We start from the raw sequence: 21,907 nt of genomic DNA, 5'->3' as shown, positions 1-21,907 counted from the left end.
TAACTATCTAGGTTATTTAAATTAGATTTCAAAAAGTTCGATGTCTTTTGAGTCAGCAGACAATGTAACAATCGCTTTACGGCGTTTGTTTGTGTATCCTGCATGTTTACCCATACGCTTGAACTTACCTTTGTAGTTCTGTACGTTAACTTTTTCTACTTTTACTCCGAAGATTTCTTCAACAGCTTGCTTCACATGTGTTTTGTTAGCGCGCGTGTCAACCTCGAAAGTGTATTTTTTGAATTCCATTTGTTCAGAAGAACGCTCGGTAATGACCGGACGTTTTAAAATATCACGTGCTTCCATTAACCAAGCACCTCCTCTACTTTTTGAACTGCTGCTTTCGTCATAACAAGTTTATTATGGCCGATAAGGTCAAGAACGTTGATGCCAGATGCAGTAACAACGCTGATTCCAGGGATGTTACGTGCAGATAACGCTACTGTTTCATCTAGGTCTGCAGTTACGATCAATGCTTTTTTGTCGATTGAAAGAGCTGCTAATACTTTGACGAATTCTTTTGTTTTAGGTGCATCGAATGTAAGTCCATCAAGAACGATAATGTCTTCTTCGCGTACTTTCGTTGAAAGAGCTGAAAGAAGAGCAAGTCTACGAACTTTTTTCGGTAGTTTGTAGCTATAGCTTCTTGGATTTGGACCGAATACGATACCGCCTCCACGCCATTGCGGTGAACGGATTGACCCTTGACGAGCACGTCCTGTTCCTTTTTGGCGCCATGGTTTACGTCCACCACCAGCGACTTCCGCGCGTGTTTTTACTTTATGGTTACCTTGGCGTAATGACGCACGCTGTTGGACCAATGCTTCAAATAAGACAGCTTCGTTCGGCTCGATTCCAAAAATCGCATCATTTAGTTCGATGTCGCCGACAGAAGATCCTGTCTGGTTTAGTACGGATACTTTAGCCATTCCTATTTCCTCCTTTCTTTAATGGTCAGTTCCCTTTGATTGCGCTACGCACTTGTAGAAGTGATTTGCGTGATCCTGGAACGTTACCTTTTACAAGTAGCAAGTTGCGTTCAGCATCTACTCGTATAATTTCAAGATTTTGAATCGTTACTGTTTTACCACCCATACGTCCTGGTAGTTTTTTCCCTTTGAATACACGTTGAGCGTCAACAGAACCGATAGATCCTGGCGCGCGGTGGAAACGTGATCCGTGGCTCATAGGTCCTTGTGAATAACCGTGGCGTTTAACAACACCTTGGAACCCTTTACCTTTTGTTGTTCCTGTAATGTCGACGATATCGCCTTCAGCGAAAGTATCAACTTTGACTTCCTGACCAACTTCGTAACCGTTCACGTCTAATTCGCGGAATTCGCGAACGAAGCGCTTAGGTGCCGTAGCAGCTTTAGCAACATGCCCTTTTTCAGGTTTGTTAGCTAGCTTTTCTCGTTTATCTTCAAAACCGATTTGGATTGATTCGTAGCCGTCCGTTTCTTTTGTCTTCTTTTGAAGAACAACGTTTTGTCCAGCTTCAATCACAGTTACCGGAATGAGGTCGCCGTTTTCAGCAAATACTTGCGTCATACCGACTTTTCTTCCTAAGATTCCTTTGGTCATTTGTCACACCTCCTGAATTAGTTTAAGTTTTATTTAGTAGCTATTAAAGTTTGATTTCAATGTCTACGCCCGACGGTAAGTCGAGTTTCATTAACGCATCAACAGTTTGTGGTGTTGGGTTAACGATGTCGATAAGACGTTTGTGTGTACGCATTTCGAACTGCTCGCGCGAATCTTTGTATTTATGCACCGCACGAAGAATCGTGTAAACAGATCTTTCAGTTGGAAGTGGAATCGGACCCGATACACTTGCACCTGAACGTTTTGCTGTTTCTACAATTTTCTCAGCTGATTGATCCAAAATTCTGTGATCATATGCTTTCAAACGAATACGAATCTTTTGTTTTGCCATTATTTTCCCTCCTTTTCGCCTATTTTGTTATAGACATTCTCCACGAAAATTTCCCACACACATGCCATGGCAAAGCGGCCGGGTGTGTCGGCAACCTCCCGCTTCATCGCAGTCAAAGACCAACATTAAATATTATACATTAAAAAAAAGAACTCCGCAAGTCTTTTGTGGAATTTCTTTTCTCAACTTTATTATTATAATTCTATTCATCTCAAAATGCAACCTGTACGCTAATAGTCGTAACATTTAACCAAGTAATATGACTGTCATCCCTACCAACAATAAATAGATAGAATATTATTGTGAATCAACACCGGCGATCCCACATCTCCAAGTGCAGCAATTCCGGTGCCATCGTTGCATTTAAATCAACAAGCATTAGTGGAAGTTTTTCATAATTCCCTAAGCCACAAAAAATCCCGCCACAAAGGGCGGGATTTGAGTAAAGCAGGAATTATTTAAGGATTGTTGCTACAACGCCAGCGCCTACAGTACGTCCACCCTCACGGATAGAGAACTTCGTACCTTCTTCAAGAGCGATTGGAGCAATTAGATCGATTGTCATTTCAATGTTATCTCCAGGCATAACCATTTCTACGCCTTCCGGAAGTTCGATAACACCAGTCACGTCAGTTGTACGGAAGTAGAACTGTGGACGGTAGTTAGAGAAAAATGGAGTATGACGTCCACCCTCTTCTTTTGAAAGAACATAAACTTCAGATGTGAACTTTGTGTGTGGAACGATTGTACCTGGTTTAGCAAGTACTTGTCCACGTTCGATATCGTCACGTGATACACCACGAAGTAGTGCACCAATGTTGTCGCCCGCTTCTGCATAATCAAGAAGTTTACGGAACATTTCTACACCTGTAACAGTTGTAGATTTTGCTTCTTCAACGATACCGATGATGTCAACAACGTCTCCAACTTTAACTACTCCACGCTCAACACGTCCAGTAGCAACAGTTCCACGTCCTGTGATTGAGAATACGTCCTCAACAGGCATCATGAATGGTTTTTCAGTATCACGTGGTGGTGTTGGGATGTATTCGTCAACAGCGTTCATAAGCTCAACGATTTTCTCTTCCCATTCTTCTTCACCTTCAAGTGCTTTAAGCGCAGAACCTTTGATGACAGGAATGTCGTCGCCAGGGAAGTCGTATTCAGAAAGTAGGTCACGAATTTCCATTTCTACAAGCTCAAGAAGCTCTTCGTCATCAACCATATCACATTTGTTCATGAATACTACTAGGTACGGAACACCAACTTGACGTGAAAGAAGGATGTGCTCACGTGTTTGTGGCATTGGGCCATCAGCTGCAGAAACAACTAGGATTCCGCCGTCCATTTGAGCAGCACCAGTGATCATGTTCTTAACATAGTCGGCGTGACCTGGGCAGTCAACGTGTGCGTAGTGACGAGTTGCAGTTTCGTATTCAACGTGAGAAGTGTTGATCGTGATTCCACGCTCTTTTTCTTCTGGTGCGTTATCTACGTCAGCGTAAGAACGTGCTGTTCCACCTGATTTTTTCGCAAGAACTGTAGCGATTGCTGCTGTTAGAGTTGTTTTACCATGGTCAACGTGACCAATTGTTCCAACGTTAGCGTGCGTTTTGGAACGATCGAATTTTTCTTTACCCATTTGGGAATTCCTCCTTAAGATATAAAAGTTTTTTTAGTTTTGTTAGCTACAGGTGTTGGAGGGCCCCCCACCTACCCATATCTTACAAGTAATTTACTATAGAAACAAGTTCAAAGTATAATTATTCGCCCTTGTTTTTCTTGATAATTTCTTCTGCAATTGATTTCGGCACTTCTTCGTAATGATCGAATACCATTGAGAAGTTTCCGCGTCCTTGTGTGTTAGAACGAAGAGATGTTGCATATCCAAACATGTTGGCAAGTGGAACCATTGCACGAACTACTTGTGCGTTACCACGAGCTTCCATCCCTTCAACACGGCCACGGCGTGATGTAACATCGCCCATGATATCGCCCATGTATTCTTCAGGGATTTGAACTTCAACTTTCATCATTGGCTCAAGTAGAACCGGGTTAACTTTTGATACAGCGTTTTTCAATGCCATAGATGCAGCAATTTTAAACGCCATTTCATTGGAGTCAACATCATGATAAGAACCATCGAATAGACGAGCTTTAATATCAATCAAAGGATAACCAGCGATTACACCATTGTCTAGTGAATCACGGATACCTGCTTCAACAGCCGGAATATATTCACGTGGAACAGTTCCTCCGACGATGTTGTTGACGAATTCGAATCCTTTTCCTTCTTCATTAGGAGAGAATTCGATCCAAACGTGACCGAACTGTCCACGTCCACCAGACTGACGCACGAATTTACCTTCAACTTCCGCAGATGCACGGAAAGTTTCACGGTAAGATACTTGCGGTGCTCCAACGTTAGCTTCAACGTTGAATTCACGACGCATACGGTCTACAAGAACGTCAAGATGCAATTCACCCATACCAGCGATGATTACTTCTCCAGTTTCTTGGTCCGTGTGCGCACGGAATGTTGGGTCTTCCTCTTGAAGCTTAGCAAGTGCCATACCCATTTTATCTTGGTCGGCTTTTGTTTTCGGCTCAACAGAAAGTGAGATTACTGGTTCCGGGAAGTCCATTGACTCAAGGATTACAAGAGCTTTGTCGTCACATAGTGTGTCGCCAGTTCCTGTATCTTTAAGACCAACCGCTGCAGCGATATCGCCCGCGTGAACTTCGCTGATTTCTTCACGAGAATCCGCGTGCATTTGCAGGATACGTCCTACGCGCTCACGCTTGCCTTTAGAAGAGTTTTGTACATATGATCCAGATTGAAGTGTACCAGAGTACACACGGAAGAATGTAAGTTTACCTACATAAGGGTCCGTCATAACTTTAAAAGCAAGTGCCGAAAACGGCTCGCTGTCGTCAGAGTGACGTTCAACTTCTTCGTCAGTTTCAGGATTCGTCCCTTTCATAGGAGGAATATCAATTGGTGATGGTAGGTAGTCGATTACTGCGTCTAGGACGAGTTGAACACCTTTGTTCTTGAATGCAGTTCCACATACAACAGGGTAGAATTCAACTGCAAGCGTAGCTTTACGAATTGCAGCTTTGATTTCTTCTTTCGTAATTTCTTCTTCATCCAAGAATTTATTCATAAGATCTTCGTCGAATTCAGCAACCGCTTCAATTAGCTTTTCACGATATTCTTCTGCTTTCGCACGATGCTCTTCAGGTATTTCTTTCACTTCAGCATTTAGACCAGTATCGTCATTGTAGTAAACAGCATTCATTTCAACTAGGTCGATAATTGCAGAGAACTGATCTTCTGCACCGATTGGCAATTGAATTGGATGTGCGTTTGCTCCAAGTCGTTCAACTAGTGTACCTACTGAGTAAAGGAAATCCGCACCCATTTTGTCCATTTTATTAATGAAAACTAGACGTGGAACGCCATAGTTTGTCGCTTGACGCCAGACAGTTTCTGTTTGTGGTTCAACGCCCGATTGAGCGTCAAGCACCGTTACAGCACCATCAAGAACACGAAGTGAACGTTCAACTTCAACAGTGAAGTCCACGTGACCTGGTGTATCGATAATGTTTACGCGGTGATCTTTCCATTCCGCCGTCGTTGCAGCAGAAGTGATTGTGATTCCACGTTCTTGCTCTTGCTCCATCCAGTCCATTTGAGATGCACCTTCGTGCGTTTCTCCAATTTTGTGGATTTTACCAGTGTAATAAAGGATCCGCTCAGTCGTAGTTGTTTTACCAGCATCGATGTGAGCCATGATACCAATGTTACGCGTATTCTCTAAGGAGAATTTTCTAGCCATGTGTTTGATCTCCTTCCATCTCGGATTAGAGTGTTAAAAAAATGCTTAATCTTACCAACGGTAGTGAGCGAATGCTTTGTTCGCTTCTGCCATCTTATGCATTTCTTCGCGACGTTTCACAGATGCACCTGTGTTGTTAGAAGCGTCAAGAATTTCATTTGCAAGACGTTCTTCCATTGTTTTCTCACCGCGTGTGCGTGAGTAGTTTACAAGGTAACGCAGTCCAAGTGTTGTACGGCGATCAGGACGTACTTCAACTGGAACTTGATAGTTTGCTCCACCTACACGGCGTGCTTTTACTTCAAGAACTGGCATTACGTTGTTAAGTGCCGCTTCAAATACTTCAAGGGGCTCCTTACCAGAACGTTCTTTCACAAGCTCGAACGCACCATAGAGGATTTTTTGAGATGTACCTTTTTTACCGTCAACCATCATTTTGTTGATGAGACGTGAGACGAGTTTCGAATTATAAATCGGATCCGGAAGTACGTCACGTTTTGCAACAGGACCTTTACGAGGCATGTTGTTTTCCTCCTTTCAAAGTTTTCAAGCGTTTTCCGCTCAAATAACTATCAATCATAATTTTGTTTAAATTAGCTTTTCTTAACTTTAGGTTTTTTAGCACCGTACATAGAACGGCTTTGCATACGGCCAGTAACTCCAGCAGTATCAAGTGCTCCACGAACAACATGGTAACGCACACCAGGTAAGTCTTTTACGCGTCCGCCGCGGATAAGTACAACACTGTGCTCTTGTAGGTTGTGACCTTCACCAGGAATGTACGCATTGACTTCCATAGAGTTTGTCAAACGAACACGTGCATATTTACGAAGTGCCGAGTTCGGCTTCTTCGGTGTCATTGTACCAACACGTGTACAAACACCTCGTTTTTGTGGTGAGTTCACGTCTGTCATTGACTTTTTGAAGCTGTTATAGCTTTTCCCGAGTGCTGGTGATTTAGATCCCGTCACGTTTGGTTTACGTGGTTTACGGACTAATTGGTTAATTGTAGGCATCGGATTTTCCTCCTCTCGTACTCGTTTTGTAAGACCACACATCCAGGTGGTTCATTTTTGGGGTAAAAACAAAGTCTTTGTGTGTTCATTCACACAAAAACCATTATCCAGTAATCGCAACCACGGCTGCACCGACTTGAATTCCACATGCATTTCCGAGTTTTTCTTTCGAATCAACATATGTCACTTGGATGCTATGAAGCCTAGCTTCCTCCTTTACCGGAGCAACAACTCGTTCTTCAGCATCTTGCGCGATAATGACTGCAGTCACTATCCCTGCACGGATCGCTTTCACTGCCTGCTTTGTACCGATGATTGTCTTCTTTGCCCGCTCGACTTTTTCATAAGACATTTCCATATCCTCCAAAGTACAGACATTCAACTATCAACCTTTTGTATATTATCATCTATTAAATAAAATGTCAACAGATAAAGGATAAAACAGGGGAGGTTCAAGTCCCCTGTTTTAGTTTTGAATTATTCAGCCGTAACTTTCTTAGCTGAATTCTTCTCTCCACCTTGCTCCATAACGATGTGACGGTAACGTTGCATGCCTGTTCCAGCCGGTACAAGTTTCCCGATAATAACGTTCTCCTTCAAACCAAGTAGTTCGTCGGTTTTCCCTTTTATAGCTGCATCCGTCAAGACACGAGTTGTTTCTTGGAAGGAAGCTGCTGACAAGAAGGATTCTGTTTCAAGTGATGCTTTTGTAATACCGAGAATGACAGGGCGACATGTCGCCGGAACTTTTCCAGCTTTAAGCACAACTGCATTCGCATCTGCAAATTGATGAATATCAAGCAGTGAACCCGGTAATAGATCCGTGTCACCTGCTTCAATAATGCGCACTTTACGAAGCATTTGGCGAACCATTACTTCAACGTGCTTATCACCGATCTCAACACCTTGCATACGGTATACTTTTTGAACTTCTTTCAAGAGGTAATTTTGAACAGTGGCTACGTCTTTTACAATAATCAATTCTTTCGGATCGATAGAACCTTCTGTAATAACGTCACCTCGGTCAATTGCATCGCCAACTTGAACTTTCAGACGAGCATTGTACGGCGCAAGATACTTACGCGTCTCAACCTCACCTTGAATGGTAATTTCTTTCTGACCTTCACGGATTTCATCGATTTCAATAATGTTACCTTTGATTTCCGAGATAACCGCTTGCCCTTTCGGATTACGCGATTCGAAGATCTCTTGGATACGCGGAAGACCTTGTGTAATATCGTCCCCTGCAACTCCACCTGTATGGAATGTACGCATCGTAAGCTGTGTACCCGGTTCACCGATAGATTGTGCAGCGATAATACCAACCGCTTCACCAACCTCAACTGTTTCACCAGTTGCCAGGTTAATGCCGTAACACTTCTTACAGACACCGTGTTTCGTGTTACATGTAAATGCCGATCGAATCGTGATCGTTTCAAGACCTGCATCCAGTATGCTACGTGCAGCATCCGCTGTAATCAGCCCGTCTCTCTCAAGAATCAATTTACCTGTTTCAGGATGGTAAATTGTTTTCTTCGTGTGACGGCCTTCAATACGCTCATCCAATCCTTCGATCAATTCCGTACCTTCCATCAATGCACTGATTTCCAGACCGCGGTCTGTTCCACAGTCATCTTCACGGACGATAACATCCTGCGCAACGTCAACAAGTCGACGTGTTAAGTAACCTGAGTCAGCTGTCTTAAGTGCTGTATCCGCAAGCCCTTTACGCGCACCGTGTGTAGAGATGAAGTACTCAAGTACCGTCAACCCTTCACGGAATGAAGATTTGATTGGAAGTTCAATGATACGACCAGCCGGGTTGGCCATCAGACCACGCATACCCGCAAGTTGCGTGAAGTTAGACGCGTTCCCCCGTGCACCTGAGTCACTCATCATGTAAATCGGATTCGAGTGATCCAGAGAGTCCATCAGTTTAGCTTGAATTACATCCTTCGCATGACTCCAGTAAGAAATAACGCGATCATATCGCTCTTCTTCTGTGATCAGACCACGACGGAACTGTTGTAGTACTTTATCGACTTTATCTTGCGCTTCTTGCAAAATATCATCTTTATTCGGTAATACAACGATATCAGATATACCAATTGTAATTCCTGCACGTGTTGAATATTTGAATCCAAGGTTCTTCATGCGGTCAAGCATTCTTGACGTTTCCGTAATATGGAAACGTTTAAAAATTTCCGCGATGATATTACCAAGAATCTTCTTCTTGAATGGTTCCACAAGTTCCATTTCTGCGAAATGTTTTTTCACATCTACAGTTCCTGGAACGAAATAGTTAGGAGGCGTTTCAACTTCCAAGTTGGAATCTGTTGGCTCGTTAATATATGGGAACGATTCTGGTAAAATTTCGTTGAAAATTATTTTTCCAACTGTCGTTAATAACAATTGGCTATTTTGTTCATTTGTAAATGTCGGGTTATTCAACGAACCAGCTTGAATAGCGATTCGCGAGTGAAGATGCACATGACCATTATGATAAGCGATAAGCGCTTCGTCCGCATTATGGAATACAGTTCCTTCACCCGTCGCACCTTTACGTTCCAACGTGAGGTAATAGTTCCCTAATACCATATCTTGGGACGGTGTAACGACTGGCTTCCCGTCTTTCGGGTTCAAAATGTTTTGCGCAGCTAGCATCAGTAAACGTGCTTCTGCTTGTGCTTCTGCTGACAAAGGAACGTGAACAGCCATCTGGTCACCATCGAAGTCAGCGTTATAAGCTGTACAAACGAGTGGATGCAGCGTGATCGCGCGCCCTTCTACAAGAATTGGCTCAAACGCTTGAATACCAAGACGGTGAAGAGTTGGTGCCCGGTTCAGAAGGACCGGATGCTCCCGAATGACATCTTCAAGAACGTCCCACACTTCCGAATGAAGGCGTTCAATTTTACGTTTAGCACTCTTAATATTGTGTGCAAGTCCCCGTTCAACAAGTTCCTTCATCACAAATGGTTTAAACAATTCAATTGCCATTTCTTTCGGCAGACCACACTGATACATTTTCAAGTTAGGTCCAACAACGATAACGGAACGACCAGAATAGTCAACGCGTTTTCCAAGTAAGTTTTGACGGAATCGCCCTTGCTTACCTTTCAACATGTGAGACAAAGATTTCAACGGACGGTTACCTGGTCCTGTAACTGGACGACCGCGACGGCCATTATCAACAAGTGCATCGACTGCTTCTTGCAGCATCCGCTTCTCGTTTTGAACGATAATTCCAGGAGCACCAAGGTCAAGTAGACGTTTCAATCGGTTGTTCCGGTTAATAACCCTACGATATAGATCATTCAAGTCAGAAGTTGCAAAACGTCCGCCATCAAGTTGTACCATCGGGCGTAGTTCTGGCGGAATAACCGGCAGTACTTCAAGGACCATCCACTCAGGTTTATTGCCTGAGTTACGGAATGACTCAACGACTTCAAGACGTCTAATCGCGCGTGTACGGCGTTGCCCTTGGACAGTTTTCAATTCTTCTTTCAAGAATTCCATTTCTTTATCCAGATCGATTGCCATTAATAGACGTTCGATTGCTTCAGCACCCATAAGTGCTTGGAATTTAGAACCATACTTTTCACGGTAAATACGATATTCTCTTTCAGAAAGCAATTGCTTTCTTTCAAGTGGTGTATCTGCAGGGTCAACTACTACATAAGATGCGAAGTAGATGATTTCCTCCAAAGCACGTGGTGTCATATCGAGGATAAGTCCCATACGACTCGGAATCCCTTTGAAATACCAAATATGTGTAACCGGAGCTGCAAGTTCAATATGCCCCATACGTTCGCGACGCACTTTTTGACGTGTAACCTCTACTCCACAACGGTCACAAACAACGCCTTTATAGCGCACACGTTTATACTTCCCGCAATGACATTCCCAATCTTTTGTAGGTCCGAAAATACGTTCACAGAACAGACCATCTTTTTCAGGTTTTAATGTACGGTAGTTGATTGTTTCTGGCTTTTTTACTTCTCCGTAAGACCATGAACGAATCTTATCTGGTGAAGCAAGGCCGATTTTCATATACTCAAAATTGTTTACATCTATCAAGGAGCCTACCTCCCTTTAGTCTTATCGCTGCAATTGGCTTTTCCGAGCAAGCGCACACCTTTTATTAAAAAAATTAGGGGGAACTTTATATCCCCCTTAAAAATCAGTTAAATCTTCACTAGGCAAATCAGACAGGCTGATCTTCTTTTATAAGATTCAAAGCGTCTGTTGGTTGCATATCATCATCGTCATCAAGATCGCGTAACTCAATTTCTTCTAAATCGAGTGACAACATCTTCACGTCCAACCCAAGGCTTTGAAGTTCCTTAATAAGAACCTTGAATGATTCTGGAACACCTGGTTGAGGAACGCTTTCCCCTTTGACAATCGCTTCATACGTTTTCACGCGTCCTACGACGTCATCGGATTTCACAGTTAGAATTTCTTGAAGCGTATAAGCTGCGCCATATGCCTCAAGTGCCCACACTTCCATCTCCCCGAAACGCTGTCCACCAAACTGAGCTTTACCACCCAGCGGTTGTTGCGTAACAAGTGAGTACGGTCCTGTTGAACGAGCATGAAGCTTATCGTCGACCATATGCGCTAGTTTAATCAAGTACATGACACCAACGGATACGCGGTTGTCGAAGGCTTCACCAGAACGACCATCATACAGAATTGTTTTTCCGTCGCGGTCCATTCCTGCTTCTTCCATCGTTTCCCACACATCTTCTTCATTGGCTCCGTCAAATACAGGAGATGCCATATGAATACCAAGGCTACGAGAAGCCATACCAAGGTGCATTTCCAAAACTTGTCCGATATTCATACGTGATGGTACACCCAATGGGTTAAGCATGACATCGATTGGCGTGCCGTCTGGCAAGTAAGGCATATCCGATTCAGGCAAGATACGAGAAATTACCCCTTTGTTTCCGTGACGCCCGGCCATTTTATCCCCGACAGAAATTTTACGTTTCTGGACGATATAAGCACGAACGAGTTGGTTAACACCCGGTGGCAATTCGTCACCATCTTCACGATTGAACACTTTCACGTCAAGAACAATCCCGCCAGCACCATGCGGTACACGCAGAGAGGTATCGCGAACTTCACGTGCTTTCTCACCAAAGATTGCATGTAGCAGTCTTTCTTCAGCCGTTAGCTCTGTAACCCCCTTCGGAGTCACTTTACCAACAAGAATATCACCATCACGAACTTCAGCACCTACACGGATGATTCCACGATCGTCAAGATTGCGAAGTGCATCTTCACCAACGTTCGGAATATCACGCGTGATTTCTTCAGGTCCAAGTTTCGTATCTCGTGCTTCAGATTCGTATTCTTCGATATGAACCGAAGTAAACACGTCATCCTTCACAAGACGCTCACTCATAATGATAGCATCCTCATAGTTGAAGCCGTCCCATGTCATGAACGCAGTTAAAACGTTACGCCCTAGAGCGAGTTCTCCTTGTTCCATAGAAGGTCCGTCTGCCAAAATATCAAGCGGCTTGACGCGATCTCCTACACTTGTAATTGGACGTTGGTTATAACATGTTCCTTGATTCGAACGGATAAAGTTTTCTAAACGATAAATCGTCAGGTCACCCTGTACTTCTTTACCATCTATTGTTTCAATACGGCGAACACGAATTTCTTTCGCCTCAACATGCTCTACAATCCCGTCGTATTTCGCAAGAACTGCGGCGCCTGAGTCACGTGCTGACACATGCTCCATACCCGTTCCTACAAAAGGAGCTTCTGGATTCAGTAAAGGAACTGCTTGACGTTGCATGTTCGCTCCCATAAGCGCACGGTTGGAGTCATCATTCTCTAGGAATGGGATACACGCCGTTGCCGCAGAAACTACCTGCTTAGGTGAAACATCCATATAGTCAATCTGTTCACGCTTAAATACCGTGTTATCCCCTTGGAATCGACCTACGACTCCTTCGTTGACGAAAGAACCATCTTCTGCAAGGATTGCGTTTGCTTGTGCCACAACATAATTATCTTCCACATCAGCGGTTAGATAATCAATTTGAGCAGTTACGCGCCCTGATACAGGGTCAACTTTTCGGTACGGCGTTTCAATAAAGCCGAACTTATTCACTTTCGCAAATGTTGACAACGAGTTAATCAATCCGATATTCGGTCCCTCTGGTGTTTCAATCGGACACATACGGCCATAGTGAGAGTAGTGAACGTCACGCACTTCCATACCAGCACGTTCACGCGTCAACCCACCAGGTCCAAGTGCAGATAACCTACGTTTATGCGTCAGTTCCGCTAGCGGGTTTGTCTGATCCATGAACTGAGAAAGCTGAGAACTACCGAAGAATTCTTTAATTGATGCAATAACCGGACGGATATTAATCAGTTGCTGCGGTACGATTGATTGTGTGTCATTAATAGACATACGCTCTTTCACAACACGCTCCATACGAGAAAGCCCAATACGGAACTGATTTTGTAGAAGTTCTCCAACCGAACGTAGACGACGATTACCCAGATGATCGATATCATCCGTATTACCAACACCGTGAAGAAGGTTAAAGAAATAACTAATAGATGCAACGATATCCGCAGGTGTTACATGCTTAATGGAATCATCGACATACGCATTAGAGATGACATTAATCACTTGCTTCTCTTCACTTTTCGGAGAGTATATTTTAATCGATTGGATCGTGATTTTCTCATCAAGAACCCCGCTTGAATGGGTAATCTCTTCAAAACCAATTCCTTTTTCCAAGTACGGAAGAAGGCGGTCCAATGCACGACGATCAATGAGCTGATCTTTCTCCAGTAAAATTTCACCTGTTTCAGGATCAACTAACGTTTCAGCCACAGTTTGATTGAACAAACGGTTTTGCGCATGCAATTTTTTATTCATTTTATAACGTCCGACATTTGCCAAGTCATACCTTTTCGCATCGAAGAAACGAGAGAACAAGAGGTTCTTTGCGCTATCGAGTGTTGGTGGTTCTCCCGGACGGAGGCGTTCGTAAATTTCAAGTAATGCTTTTTCAGAAGTTTCCGTATTGTCCTTTTCAAGCGTGTTACGCAAGTACTCGTTATCACCGATTAGCTCGATGATTTCCTGGTCGGATGAGAATCCGAGCGCACGGAGTAGTACTGTAATTGGCAACTTACGTGTGCGGTCAATGCGGACATGGACGACATCTTTTGCATCTGTTTCATATTCCAACCAAGCACCACGGTTTGGAATAACTGTTGCGCCAAAGCCGCGCTTACCGTTCTTGTCTGTCTTATCACTGTAATAAACACTTGGTGAGCGGACAAGTTGGGATACAATTACCCGTTCTGCACCGTTAATAACAAACGTTCCGTTTTCTGTCATAAGCGGGAAATCACCCATGAAAACATCTTGTTCTTTTACTTCTTCTGTTTCTTTGTTGTGTAAGCGAACTTTCACACGTAGCGGTGCTGCAAATGTTACGTCACGCTCTTTTGATTCATCAACGGGATATTTAGGATCTCCCAACTGATAATCAATGAATTCCAACGAAAGATTTCCCGTAAAGTCTTGAATCGGGGAAATATCGCGGAACATTTCTCGTAGTCCTTCTTCCATGAACCACTCATAAGATGCCGTCTGGATTTCAATCAGATTCGGCAGATCCAGCACTTCGCTGATCCGTGCGAAACTTCGTCGCTGACGGTGTTGACCATACTGAACTAAATGACCTGTCAACTCTTTCACCCCTTATCAATTTCGCCTTGGCGGAATTGCGTCCGGATTTTTTCGAGCTCGCTAGGCCCACAGGATGTGGGTCATGCAACTGTTGTCGCAGGACGCGACGAGCTTAAGTTGCCTTCCTCTAAAGCTACCCTAAAAAATCCGTGACATCCGCCGGAGGCTTCATCTTCGTTCAGCAGGTGTTAGAACCCCTACTGAACAGAAATTCAAACCACATTCGACCCGCCACTTTATAGCAGTGGAATCTTTTGCTGAATGAAGATAAAACAATATTAGTCCTTTGCGAAACCATAAAAATAGTGTATGATATCGAAAAAAACAAAAAGAAAACGAGTTCCGGTAAGAGCTCATTTTCGGTTTGACAATCTTTTATACATCGTCAGTATACCTTTCATTTCCAATAATCATACAAATGGGCATACGTACGCATTATAATAATTTATGCATTTTACAACATTATCATACCGACACTTTTAAGTCAATACTTTTCGACTCTCAAAATATAATAACCCCTCTTTTTAACAACTACCTCAACGTTACCAAAAAGCTCTTCTAAGCGATCAATCGTCGAAGGTGCTCCTTGCTTCTTCTGAATGACTACCCATAGCTCGCCACCCACCGCAAGTTGCATAAAAGCCCCCTCATAAAAATTGAATACCGTCTCTTTTCCTGCACGGATTGGCGGATTCGTCAAAATTGCGGCAAACCCCTTTGTTGTAACCGCGGACATTGCATCACTTGGATAGATTTTCGCATTCGCAATATCATTTTGCCTTGCATTATGCGCAGCAAGAGAGAGTGCTCGTTCATTCACATCAATCATGTGAATGCTCCGTTCCGGAAAAGATGCGGCAATCGACAAACCGATTGGACCATAACCACAACCGACGTCCAAAATAGCCCCTTCTGATTCCGGCATAACAAAAGCCTCAGCAAGAAGTCGTGAACCAAAATCCACTTCACCTTTACTGAATACGCCAGCGTCCGTCTTGAAACGAAGTGTTTGCCCACGTAATACCGCGGACCACTCTTTCGGATCACTTTTCACCTTCGGATCTCTCGAGTAATAATGTTCAGACACGCCAGTCCTCCTCTCGAATAATCAATTGCGTCCAGATAAAAAAACGAAGAAAAGCCCGTCTGTATTCGCCGACGAGCTTCCCTTCATTTATTCAGAAAATTATTTAAGTTCGATTACTGCGCCAACTTCTTCAAGTTTAGCTTTCATTTCTTCTGCTTCTTCTTTAGAAGCGCCTTCTTTGATTGCTTTTGGTGCGTTATCAACTACTTCTTTCGCTTCTTTCAAGCCTAGGCCAGTGATTTCGCGAACAGCTTTGATAACTTTGATTTTTTGGTCTCCAGCAGATGCAAGAACAACGTCGAATTCAGTTTGTTCAGCAGCAGCGTCTCCACCACCAGCTCCACCCGCCATTGCAACTGGAGCTGCAGCTGTTACGCCGAACTCTTCTTCGATTGCTTTTACAAGGTCGTTTAGTTCAAGAACTGTCATTTCTTTGATTGCTTCAAGGATTTGTGCGTTAGTCATTATATTTTCCTCCTAATAGTTGTTTTTTGTCAGGCTTAGCCTGCAAGTTTTTCGTCAAGATGCTGTATTAAGCACCTTGTTCTTCTTTTTGTTCTGCAACAGCTTTTGTTGCAAGCGCGAAGTTGCGCATTGGAGCTTGAAGTACGCTGAGTAGCATAGAAAGTAGACCGTCGCGTGATGGAAGTTCCGCCAACGCTTTGATATCTTCTGCTGATGAAACTACACCTTCGATGATACCGGCTTTGATTTCTAGTTTGTCGTTTTGCTTCGCAAAATCGTTAAGGATTTTTGCAGGAGCAACAACGTCTTCGTTCGAGAATGCAATTGCGTTTGGTCCTGTAAGGCTTTCGTTCAACCCTTCAAGTCCAACAGCTTCAGCTGCACGACGTGACATTGAGTTTTTGTAGACTTTAAAGTCAATACCCGCTTCACGAAGTTGTTTACGAAGTTCTGTAACTTGGCTAACATCAAGACCACGATAATCAACAACAACAACTGACGCTGCCGCTTTTAACTTATCAGAAATCTCACCAACCACTGCTTGTTTAGCTTCTAGTATCTTGCTCATCTGGACACCTCCTAAAAATTTGGGGTCACTTATACCGATATGAAAAAGCCCTCATATCTACATAACGTAGACACGAGGGCAGAAAAGTCGTCATCTTTTAAATAAATGAGCGTCTTGTCCTCGGCAGGAATTTTAAGCGGCAAGCCGCACCTACTGTCTACGGTACAAATGGTTATATTCACAACAAAAGTCATCTTACCAGAGGACTATCTATTTGTCAATATTAGTTTTTAATAACTACACTTGAAGGATCAATTTTAACAGCAGGGCCCATTGTAGATGTCACATTAACAGACTTCATGTATGTGCCTTTTGCTGATGCAGGTTTTGCTTTTTGAACTGTTTCAAATACAGTTAAGAAGTTTTCTACAAGCTTCTCATTGTCGAATGAAACTTTTCCGATTGGAGCGTGGATAATTCCAGCTTTGTCTGCACGGTATTCAACTTTACCTGCCTTGATTTCTTCGATAGCTTTTGTAACATCAAACGTTACTGTGCCTGTTTTCGGGTTCGGCATAAGTCCTTTTGGTCCAAGAACACGACCAATTTTACCTACTTCACCCATCATGTCAGGTGTAGCAACGATAACATCAAAATCGAACCAACCTTGTTGGATTTTAGTAATATACTCTGCATCTCCAGCATAATCTGCACCAGCAGCTTCAGCTTCTTTAAGTTTTTCACCTTTAGCGAAAACTAGAACACGTTGAGTTTTACCAGTACCGTTTGGAAGCACTACTGCTCCACGGATTTGCTGATCGTTTTTACGAGTGTCGATTCCAAGACGGAATGCAACTTCGACTGTCGCGTCAAAATTAACTGTGCTTGTTTTTTTCGCAAGTTCGATTGCCTCGTTCACATCGTACGCTTTCATACGCTCGACAAGCTTTGCAGCTTCTGCGAATTTTTTACCTCTTTTAGCCATTTAAAATTTCCTCCTCGATTGTGGTTTTAACGGGTTAAACCTCCCACGAATAAGGGTTGCGTGTTCCTGAGAACAAGCGCAACCCCCACTACAAAGAAACATCACTTCACAAGTTCAAGATCAGTCTTCAAAAGACTTTGAAGATCAGTCTTCGATCGTGATACCCATGCTGCGTGCAGTACCTTCAACCATTGCCATCGCTGCTTCAACTGATGCTGCATTTAAATCTTGCATCTTTGTTTCTGCAATTTCGCGAACTTTATCGCGTTTTACAGTAGCAACTTTCTTTTTGTTCGGTTCACCTGAACCTTTTTGAAGATTAGCTGCAACCTTCAGCAATACTGCTGCCGGTGGAGTTTTTGTAATGAATGTGAATGAACGGTCCTCGAATACAGAGATAACAACAGGAATAATTAGACCTGCTTGATCAGCTGTACGCGCGTTGAATTCTTTACAGAATCCCATGATGTTCACACCTGCTTGACCTAACGCCGGTCCAACTGGGGGAGCCGGGTTCGCTTTTCCAGCAGGAATTTGCAATTTAACAACTTTAATAACTTTTTTAGCCACGAGACACACCTCCTTAAGTCCGTGATGTGGTAATAGGGTTACCCCTCCCACTCAATATGTGCCTGCCGGCTTACGCCGGTAGAATTTGGTTAATTCGTTCAGATTACTTGTTCATAGTCTGACCTTTGAAATGATACCATAATTACACGGTATGCGCAAGCATCAATTGACTATAGTTTTTCAACCTGCTCAAAGTCAAGTTCCATCTTGGTCTCTCGGCCGAACATATCAACAGTAACCTTAACCTTACCTTTGTCTCCATCAATCTCTTCCACTTTACCTTGGAAGTGTGCGAATGGCCCCTCAAGTACTTGAACCATTTCACCAATGACATAATCGACTTCGATCTTACCTTCTTTCACACCCATCTGTTTAAGGATGAACGTGACTTCTTCAGGAAGTAACGGTGTCGGCTTAGCCCCTCCACCTGAAGAACCGATAAACCCTGTAACTCCTGGCGTATTCCGTACAACATACCACGAATCATCCGTCATGATAATTTCTACCAAAACGTAACCCGGGAATGTCTTTTTCATCATTACTCGTTTCTTACCATCTTTAAAATCCGTTTCTTCCTCTTCAGGAATGACGACACGGAAAATTTTATCTTGCATACCCATCGTTTCTACACGTTTTTCCAAGTTGGCTTTCACCTTATTTTCATAACCGGAATACGTATGGACGACATACCAATTTTTCTCCATATCCATAATAACGAGGACTGTACGTCCGCCCCTCCTTTTTCGTACAATTTAAGAAAAACACGACACACCTATTCAGTCACTCCCAACGAATGTTTGGACAATTGAAAAAACCCGTTCATACTGTCAGACGGGATATTTTTCAAGGTGTTTATTCATACTACTTTTTATAATGCTTATAACGCAAGATACCATTCCATTACTCGCGAAATGCCAAGGTCGATGAGTCCGAAGTACACCGCCATAAAAACCACCGTCGAAAGAACAACAATTGTATAGCGTGTCAATTCTTTACGTTTCGGCCAGCTGACTTTTCTCATTTCCGAGACGACGTCTTTAAAAAAACTGATTAACTTGCCCATTATACCGTAAACCCCCGAATACAAATATGATACTGCCAACAGACTAGCTACTTCATGCCGTCTGCTTATGCATTGTATGTTCATTGCAATGACTGCAAAACTTCTTAAGCGATAACCGTTCCGTGGACTTATTGTTTTGTGCTGGTACGGAATAATTTCGTGATCCGCATGCATCGCAACTTAAAATAACTTTTTTAGACATTTACTCACCCTATACGACTCATAGTCTTGCTAAAGAGTACCATCTAATTTTAATGATGTCAATACGATGGAAATATGACTTCAACGTACTGCGTCGACTTGCATATAACGCTCAAGCTTCCGCTTTATCCGCTGAAGTGCGTTGTCTACCGACTTCACTTGTCTATTTAACTCATCCGAAATCTCTTGATAGGACTGCCCGTCCAAATAAAGTGCCAACACTTGCTTCTCAAGACCGCTTAGTACTTTATTCATCTCTTCTTCCATCTGAACAAAGTCTTCCTTATGAATCATAAGACCTTCAGGATCATCCAAAACTGGCCCTGCAAGTACATCCAACAACGTGCGGTCAGACTCTTCGTCAAACACCGGCTTATCCAGCGATACCGATGTATTAAGTGGGATATGCTTCTGCCTTGTCGCGGTTTTAATAGCCGTAATGATTTGCCGCGTAATGCACAATTCTGCAAATGCCTTGAACGAACTTAATCGATCCTCTTTAAAATCCCGAATCGCTTTGTATAGACCAATCATGCCCTCTTGGATAATATCTTCCCGATCTCCACCGATTAGAAAGTATGAGCGCGCTTTCAACCTGACAAAGGATTGGTACTTCGTAATAAGAAAATCAAGTGCATCCGTATTCCCTTCGTGGATAATTGCAATGATCTCTCCGTCAGATAACCCTGTGAAATCCGATATGCCACCTTCAACGTATGTCCTCTCCACCAAATGGATCACCCCGGTTCGCTATCACTATTATATAACAAGTATACCGTATGGATTTTTTTTGCGTCAACCGTTCATTTCATTCCACGTCGCCATTTTTCAAATATTTCTGCAACTTCATCCGTTAATGGAATCTTTGAAAACGGCCGCTCTTCTTGGAGTTTCTTCACTTTTCCCGTAATAATTTTATCGATTTCATCGATTTCAATTTCTAATTCTCGAGATGATTTTCGGAGCGCACCTTGCGCAAATATAACCCATTGCTCCGTCAGATCTGATGTCGCCACATGAATTTGGACTCGTCGGCCACTCAATTCAGAGACAAGTTTTTCAATCCGTTCGTCGGCCGTTTCATTTTTCCTAGTAAAGACGACCTCAACATCGTGATGCCGTTTCCTTTTTTCAACTCCAGGTACAAGATGTGCATCAAAAACGATAATGACACGCCACCCTGTATGCGCCTTGTATTCCGCCATTCTCTCAATGAGGCGGTCACGCGCATCTGCTAACCGCTTTTCTTTTATTTGGCGTAGTTCCTGCCATGCACCGATGACGTTATAACCGTCAACGAGGAGTACTTCCGTTTTCATCTTTCGGACTTATGCGGTTGCCGCTTGCGTAATACCTCATACATGAGAAGGGAAGCCGCAACAGAAGCATTTAGCGACGTAACTTGTCCTACCATCGGCAAATGATAAAGAAAATCACACTTCTCCTTCAAAATACGTGACATCCCCTTACCTTCACTACCAATTATAACTGCAAGCGGCAAGGTAGCATCCATCAGCCTGTAATCCACTGATTTAGCGGCGTCTGTGCCCGCAATCCAGACACCGCGCTTTTTCAATTCCTCGACTGTCTGCGAGAGATTATTCACACGCACGACAGGGATATGTTCAATCGCACCTGTTGACGCCTTCGCTACAACCCCAGTCAAACCTACAGCACGACGCTTCGGAATAATAACGCCATGCGCTCCCGACGCATCTGCTGTCCGTAAGATGGACCCTAGATTGTGAGGATCCTCAAGCTCATCAAGGATCATGAAGAATGGATCTTCTCCACGCTCCTTCGCAACGTTGAACAAATCTTCTAGTTCTGCATACTCATAGGCCGCAACCGATGCAATAATCCCTTGATGATTCATATCCAACATGCCATCCAATTTCTGCTTCGGCACTGCTTGGACAATAATACCCGCTTCTTTTGCGAGTGACAGAATTTCTCCGATACTTTTTTTGTTCAGTCCTTCAGCAATCCAAATCTTATTCAACTCTCTACCCGACCGTAATGCTTCAACAACAGGGTTTTTTCCACCAATCAATTCCGCTTCAATGTCCGTCATGATTTCCCCTCCTCCTTCATTTTTTCAATAAATGCAATCGATTCACCTATAAATTCTGCTACCCGCTCTGTCCTACCTAGCAAATACAACCAGCCAACGACCGCTTCAAATCCCGAACTATAATTATACGTTACAACGTCAGTATTTTTAGGAACTGAACCCGACTTGGCATTGCGACCACGTCTCATGACCGCTTCCTCTTCCTCTGTCATAAACCCTGATTGTTGCATCATTTTCACAACTGCCGCCTGTGATTTTGCAGACACATAACTCGTTGCTTCTTTATGTAACACATTTGGTTTCACGCGCCCCGAACGCAGGAGATGCTCACGAACAGCTTGCTCGTATACTGCATCCCCCATGTAGGCAAGAGCTAGGGCGTTTAATTGCTTAACATCTATATCCCGCAAGTTATACAT

The 21,907-nt window shown here is 43.3% G+C and carries 23 protein-coding genes and 1 other annotated feature; all 23 genes read right to left on the bottom strand.

What is annotated here, in order from left to right; all coding sequences use genetic code 11:
• Positions 1–21: 21 nt before the first annotated feature.
• Positions 22–306, bottom strand: coding sequence for a 50S ribosomal protein L23 (rplW, locus tag N1I80_RS01065; protein ID WP_340736139.1), 285 nt, complete (start codon positions 304–306; stop codon positions 22–24).
• Positions 306–929: a 50S ribosomal protein L4 gene (gene rplD / locus N1I80_RS01060; protein ID WP_340736138.1), complete on the bottom strand. Its 624-nt coding sequence runs from the start codon at positions 927–929 to the stop codon at positions 306–308. Before rplD ends, rplW begins: the two co-directional genes overlap by 1 nt.
• A 25-nt stretch (positions 930–954) precedes the next feature.
• Entirely contained in the window at positions 955–1,584 is a 630-nt protein-coding gene (gene rplC / locus N1I80_RS01055) for a 50S ribosomal protein L3 (RefSeq protein WP_340736137.1), read from the bottom strand.
• A gap of 43 nt (positions 1,585–1,627) precedes the next feature.
• Positions 1,628–1,936 carry a 30S ribosomal protein S10 gene (gene rpsJ, locus N1I80_RS01050; RefSeq protein ID WP_042478628.1) on the bottom strand — a complete coding sequence of 103 codons (309 nt, stop codon included), beginning with the start codon at positions 1,934–1,936 and terminating at the stop codon, positions 1,628–1,630.
• Between the two features lie 454 nt (positions 1,937–2,390).
• Positions 2,391–3,578: an elongation factor Tu gene (gene tuf, locus N1I80_RS01045; protein WP_340736136.1), complete on the bottom strand. Its 1,188-nt coding sequence runs from the start codon at positions 3,576–3,578 to the stop codon at positions 2,391–2,393.
• Positions 3,579–3,699: 121 nt separating this feature from the next.
• The gene (gene fusA, locus N1I80_RS01040; protein WP_340736135.1) at positions 3,700–5,778 is read right to left on the bottom strand and encodes an elongation factor G; all 2,079 of its coding nucleotides are present in this window, start codon (positions 5,776–5,778) and stop codon (positions 3,700–3,702) included.
• A 51-nt stretch (positions 5,779–5,829) separates the two neighbouring features.
• The gene (gene rpsG, locus N1I80_RS01035) at positions 5,830–6,300 is read right to left on the bottom strand and encodes a 30S ribosomal protein S7 (RefSeq protein ID WP_340736134.1); all 471 of its coding nucleotides are present in this window, start codon (positions 6,298–6,300) and stop codon (positions 5,830–5,832) included.
• A gap of 71 nt (positions 6,301–6,371) precedes the next feature.
• Complete coding sequence (gene rpsL / locus N1I80_RS01030) at positions 6,372–6,794, bottom strand: 30S ribosomal protein S12 (RefSeq protein WP_340736133.1); 423 nt, start codon at positions 6,792–6,794, stop codon at positions 6,372–6,374.
• A 103-nt stretch (positions 6,795–6,897) separates the two neighbouring features.
• Complete coding sequence (locus N1I80_RS01025) at positions 6,898–7,146, bottom strand: ribosomal L7Ae/L30e/S12e/Gadd45 family protein (protein ID WP_340736132.1); 249 nt, start codon at positions 7,144–7,146, stop codon at positions 6,898–6,900.
• 125 nt (positions 7,147–7,271) lie between these two features.
• Positions 7,272–10,874 (bottom strand): DNA-directed RNA polymerase subunit beta', encoded by a 3,603-nt coding sequence (gene rpoC, locus N1I80_RS01020; protein WP_340736131.1) that lies wholly within the window; start codon positions 10,872–10,874, stop codon positions 7,272–7,274.
• A 127-nt stretch (positions 10,875–11,001) separates the two neighbouring features.
• On the bottom strand, positions 11,002–14,535 hold the full coding sequence (rpoB, locus tag N1I80_RS01015; protein WP_340736130.1) for a DNA-directed RNA polymerase subunit beta: 3,534 nt from the start codon (positions 14,533–14,535) through the stop codon (positions 11,002–11,004).
• Positions 14,536–15,019: 484 nt separating this feature from the next.
• Positions 15,020–15,622, bottom strand: coding sequence for a class I SAM-dependent methyltransferase (locus tag N1I80_RS01010; protein ID WP_340736129.1), 603 nt, complete (start codon positions 15,620–15,622; stop codon positions 15,020–15,022).
• A gap of 99 nt (positions 15,623–15,721) precedes the next feature.
• On the bottom strand, positions 15,722–16,087 hold the full coding sequence (rplL, locus tag N1I80_RS01005) for a 50S ribosomal protein L7/L12 (protein WP_212391562.1): 366 nt from the start codon (positions 16,085–16,087) through the stop codon (positions 15,722–15,724).
• A gap of 67 nt (positions 16,088–16,154) precedes the next feature.
• Entirely contained in the window at positions 16,155–16,655 is a 501-nt protein-coding gene (gene rplJ, locus N1I80_RS01000) for a 50S ribosomal protein L10 (RefSeq protein ID WP_340736128.1), read from the bottom strand.
• Between the two features lie 33 nt (positions 16,656–16,688).
• Positions 16,689–16,836: a sequence feature (ribosomal protein L10 leader region), on the bottom strand.
• Positions 16,837–16,878: 42 nt separating this feature from the next.
• The gene (rplA, locus tag N1I80_RS00995; RefSeq protein WP_340736127.1) at positions 16,879–17,580 is read right to left on the bottom strand and encodes a 50S ribosomal protein L1; all 702 of its coding nucleotides are present in this window, start codon (positions 17,578–17,580) and stop codon (positions 16,879–16,881) included.
• A gap of 144 nt (positions 17,581–17,724) precedes the next feature.
• Positions 17,725–18,150 carry a 50S ribosomal protein L11 gene (gene rplK / locus N1I80_RS00990; protein WP_203247863.1) on the bottom strand — a complete coding sequence of 142 codons (426 nt, stop codon included), beginning with the start codon at positions 18,148–18,150 and terminating at the stop codon, positions 17,725–17,727.
• Positions 18,151–18,320: 170 nt separating this feature from the next.
• Positions 18,321–18,854, bottom strand: a complete 534-nt coding sequence (gene nusG, locus N1I80_RS00985) for a transcription termination/antitermination protein NusG (protein ID WP_340739938.1) — start codon at positions 18,852–18,854, stop codon at positions 18,321–18,323.
• A 173-nt stretch (positions 18,855–19,027) separates the two neighbouring features.
• Positions 19,028–19,213, bottom strand: a complete 186-nt coding sequence (gene secE / locus N1I80_RS00980; RefSeq protein ID WP_318616162.1) for a preprotein translocase subunit SecE — start codon at positions 19,211–19,213, stop codon at positions 19,028–19,030.
• A 52-nt stretch (positions 19,214–19,265) separates the two neighbouring features.
• On the bottom strand, positions 19,266–19,415 hold the full coding sequence (gene rpmG / locus N1I80_RS00975; protein ID WP_340736126.1) for a 50S ribosomal protein L33: 150 nt from the start codon (positions 19,413–19,415) through the stop codon (positions 19,266–19,268).
• An 80-nt stretch (positions 19,416–19,495) separates the two neighbouring features.
• A complete protein-coding gene (sigH, locus tag N1I80_RS00970) occupies positions 19,496–20,116 on the bottom strand; it encodes an RNA polymerase sporulation sigma factor SigH (protein WP_445683679.1) in 621 nt (206 codons plus the stop codon).
• A gap of 101 nt (positions 20,117–20,217) precedes the next feature.
• On the bottom strand, positions 20,218–20,733 hold the full coding sequence (locus tag N1I80_RS00965; RefSeq protein ID WP_340736124.1) for an NYN domain-containing protein: 516 nt from the start codon (positions 20,731–20,733) through the stop codon (positions 20,218–20,220).
• On the bottom strand, positions 20,730–21,488 hold the full coding sequence (rlmB, locus tag N1I80_RS00960) for a 23S rRNA (guanosine(2251)-2'-O)-methyltransferase RlmB (RefSeq protein WP_340736123.1): 759 nt from the start codon (positions 21,486–21,488) through the stop codon (positions 20,730–20,732). The genes N1I80_RS00965 and rlmB overlap by 4 nt, the downstream gene beginning before the upstream one ends.
• On the bottom strand, positions 21,485–21,907 hold the full coding sequence (locus N1I80_RS00955) for a Mini-ribonuclease 3 (RefSeq protein ID WP_340736122.1): 423 nt from the start codon (positions 21,905–21,907) through the stop codon (positions 21,485–21,487). The genes rlmB and N1I80_RS00955 overlap by 4 nt, the downstream gene beginning before the upstream one ends.

This window comes from Sporosarcina sp. FSL K6-3457, from assembly GCF_038007285.1.
Classification (GTDB): domain Bacteria; phylum Bacillota; class Bacilli; order Bacillales_A; family Planococcaceae; genus Sporosarcina.
The sequence above is the reverse complement of the archived record's forward strand: the minus strand, read 5'-3'. Positions and strand labels throughout refer to the sequence as shown.

What these genes read in the sequence shown, in the direction of transcription:
- N1I80_RS01025 (WP_340736132.1), bottom strand. Translation starts at nt 7,146, where the DNA reads ATGTCTTATGAAAAAGTCGAGCGGGCAAAGAAGACAATCATCGGTACA.
- rplA (WP_340736127.1), bottom strand. Translation starts at nt 17,580, where the DNA reads ATGGCTAAAAGAGGTAAAAAATTCGCAGAAGCTGCAAAGCTTGTCGAG.
- rplL (WP_212391562.1), bottom strand. Translation starts at nt 16,087, where the DNA reads ATGACTAACGCACAAATCCTTGAAGCAATCAAAGAAATGACAGTTCTT.
- rpsG (WP_340736134.1), bottom strand. Translation starts at nt 6,300, where the DNA reads ATGCCTCGTAAAGGTCCTGTTGCAAAACGTGACGTACTTCCGGATCCG.
- rplW (WP_340736139.1), bottom strand. Translation starts at nt 306, where the DNA reads ATGGAAGCACGTGATATTTTAAAACGTCCGGTCATTACCGAGCGTTCT.
- rplJ (WP_340736128.1), bottom strand. Translation starts at nt 16,655, where the DNA reads ATGAGCAAGATACTAGAAGCTAAACAAGCAGTGGTTGGTGAGATTTCT.
- rpsL (WP_340736133.1), bottom strand. Translation starts at nt 6,794, where the DNA reads ATGCCTACAATTAACCAATTAGTCCGTAAACCACGTAAACCAAACGTG.
- rpsJ (WP_042478628.1), bottom strand. Translation starts at nt 1,936, where the DNA reads ATGGCAAAACAAAAGATTCGTATTCGTTTGAAAGCATATGATCACAGA.
- N1I80_RS00955 (WP_340736122.1), bottom strand. Translation starts at nt 21,907, where the DNA reads ATGTATAACTTGCGGGATATAGATGTTAAGCAATTAAACGCCCTAGCT.
- rpmG (WP_340736126.1), bottom strand. Translation starts at nt 19,415, where the DNA reads ATGTCTAAAAAAGTTATTTTAAGTTGCGATGCATGCGGATCACGAAAT.
- N1I80_RS00965 (WP_340736124.1), bottom strand. Translation starts at nt 20,733, where the DNA reads ATGAAAACGGAAGTACTCCTCGTTGACGGTTATAACGTCATCGGTGCA.
- tuf (WP_340736136.1), bottom strand. Translation starts at nt 3,578, where the DNA reads ATGGGTAAAGAAAAATTCGATCGTTCCAAAACGCACGCTAACGTTGGA.
- rplC (WP_340736137.1), bottom strand. Translation starts at nt 1,584, where the DNA reads ATGACCAAAGGAATCTTAGGAAGAAAAGTCGGTATGACGCAAGTATTT.
- rlmB (WP_340736123.1), bottom strand. Translation starts at nt 21,488, where the DNA reads ATGACGGACATTGAAGCGGAATTGATTGGTGGAAAAAACCCTGTTGTT.
- secE (WP_318616162.1), bottom strand. Translation starts at nt 19,213, where the DNA reads ATGGGCAAGTTAATCAGTTTTTTTAAAGACGTCGTCTCGGAAATGAGA.
- fusA (WP_340736135.1), bottom strand. Translation starts at nt 5,778, where the DNA reads ATGGCTAGAAAATTCTCCTTAGAGAATACGCGTAACATTGGTATCATG.
- nusG (WP_340739938.1), bottom strand. Translation starts at nt 18,854, where the DNA reads ATGGAGAAAAATTGGTATGTCGTCCATACGTATTCCGGTTATGAAAAT.
- rplD (WP_340736138.1), bottom strand. Translation starts at nt 929, where the DNA reads ATGGCTAAAGTATCCGTACTAAACCAGACAGGATCTTCTGTCGGCGAC.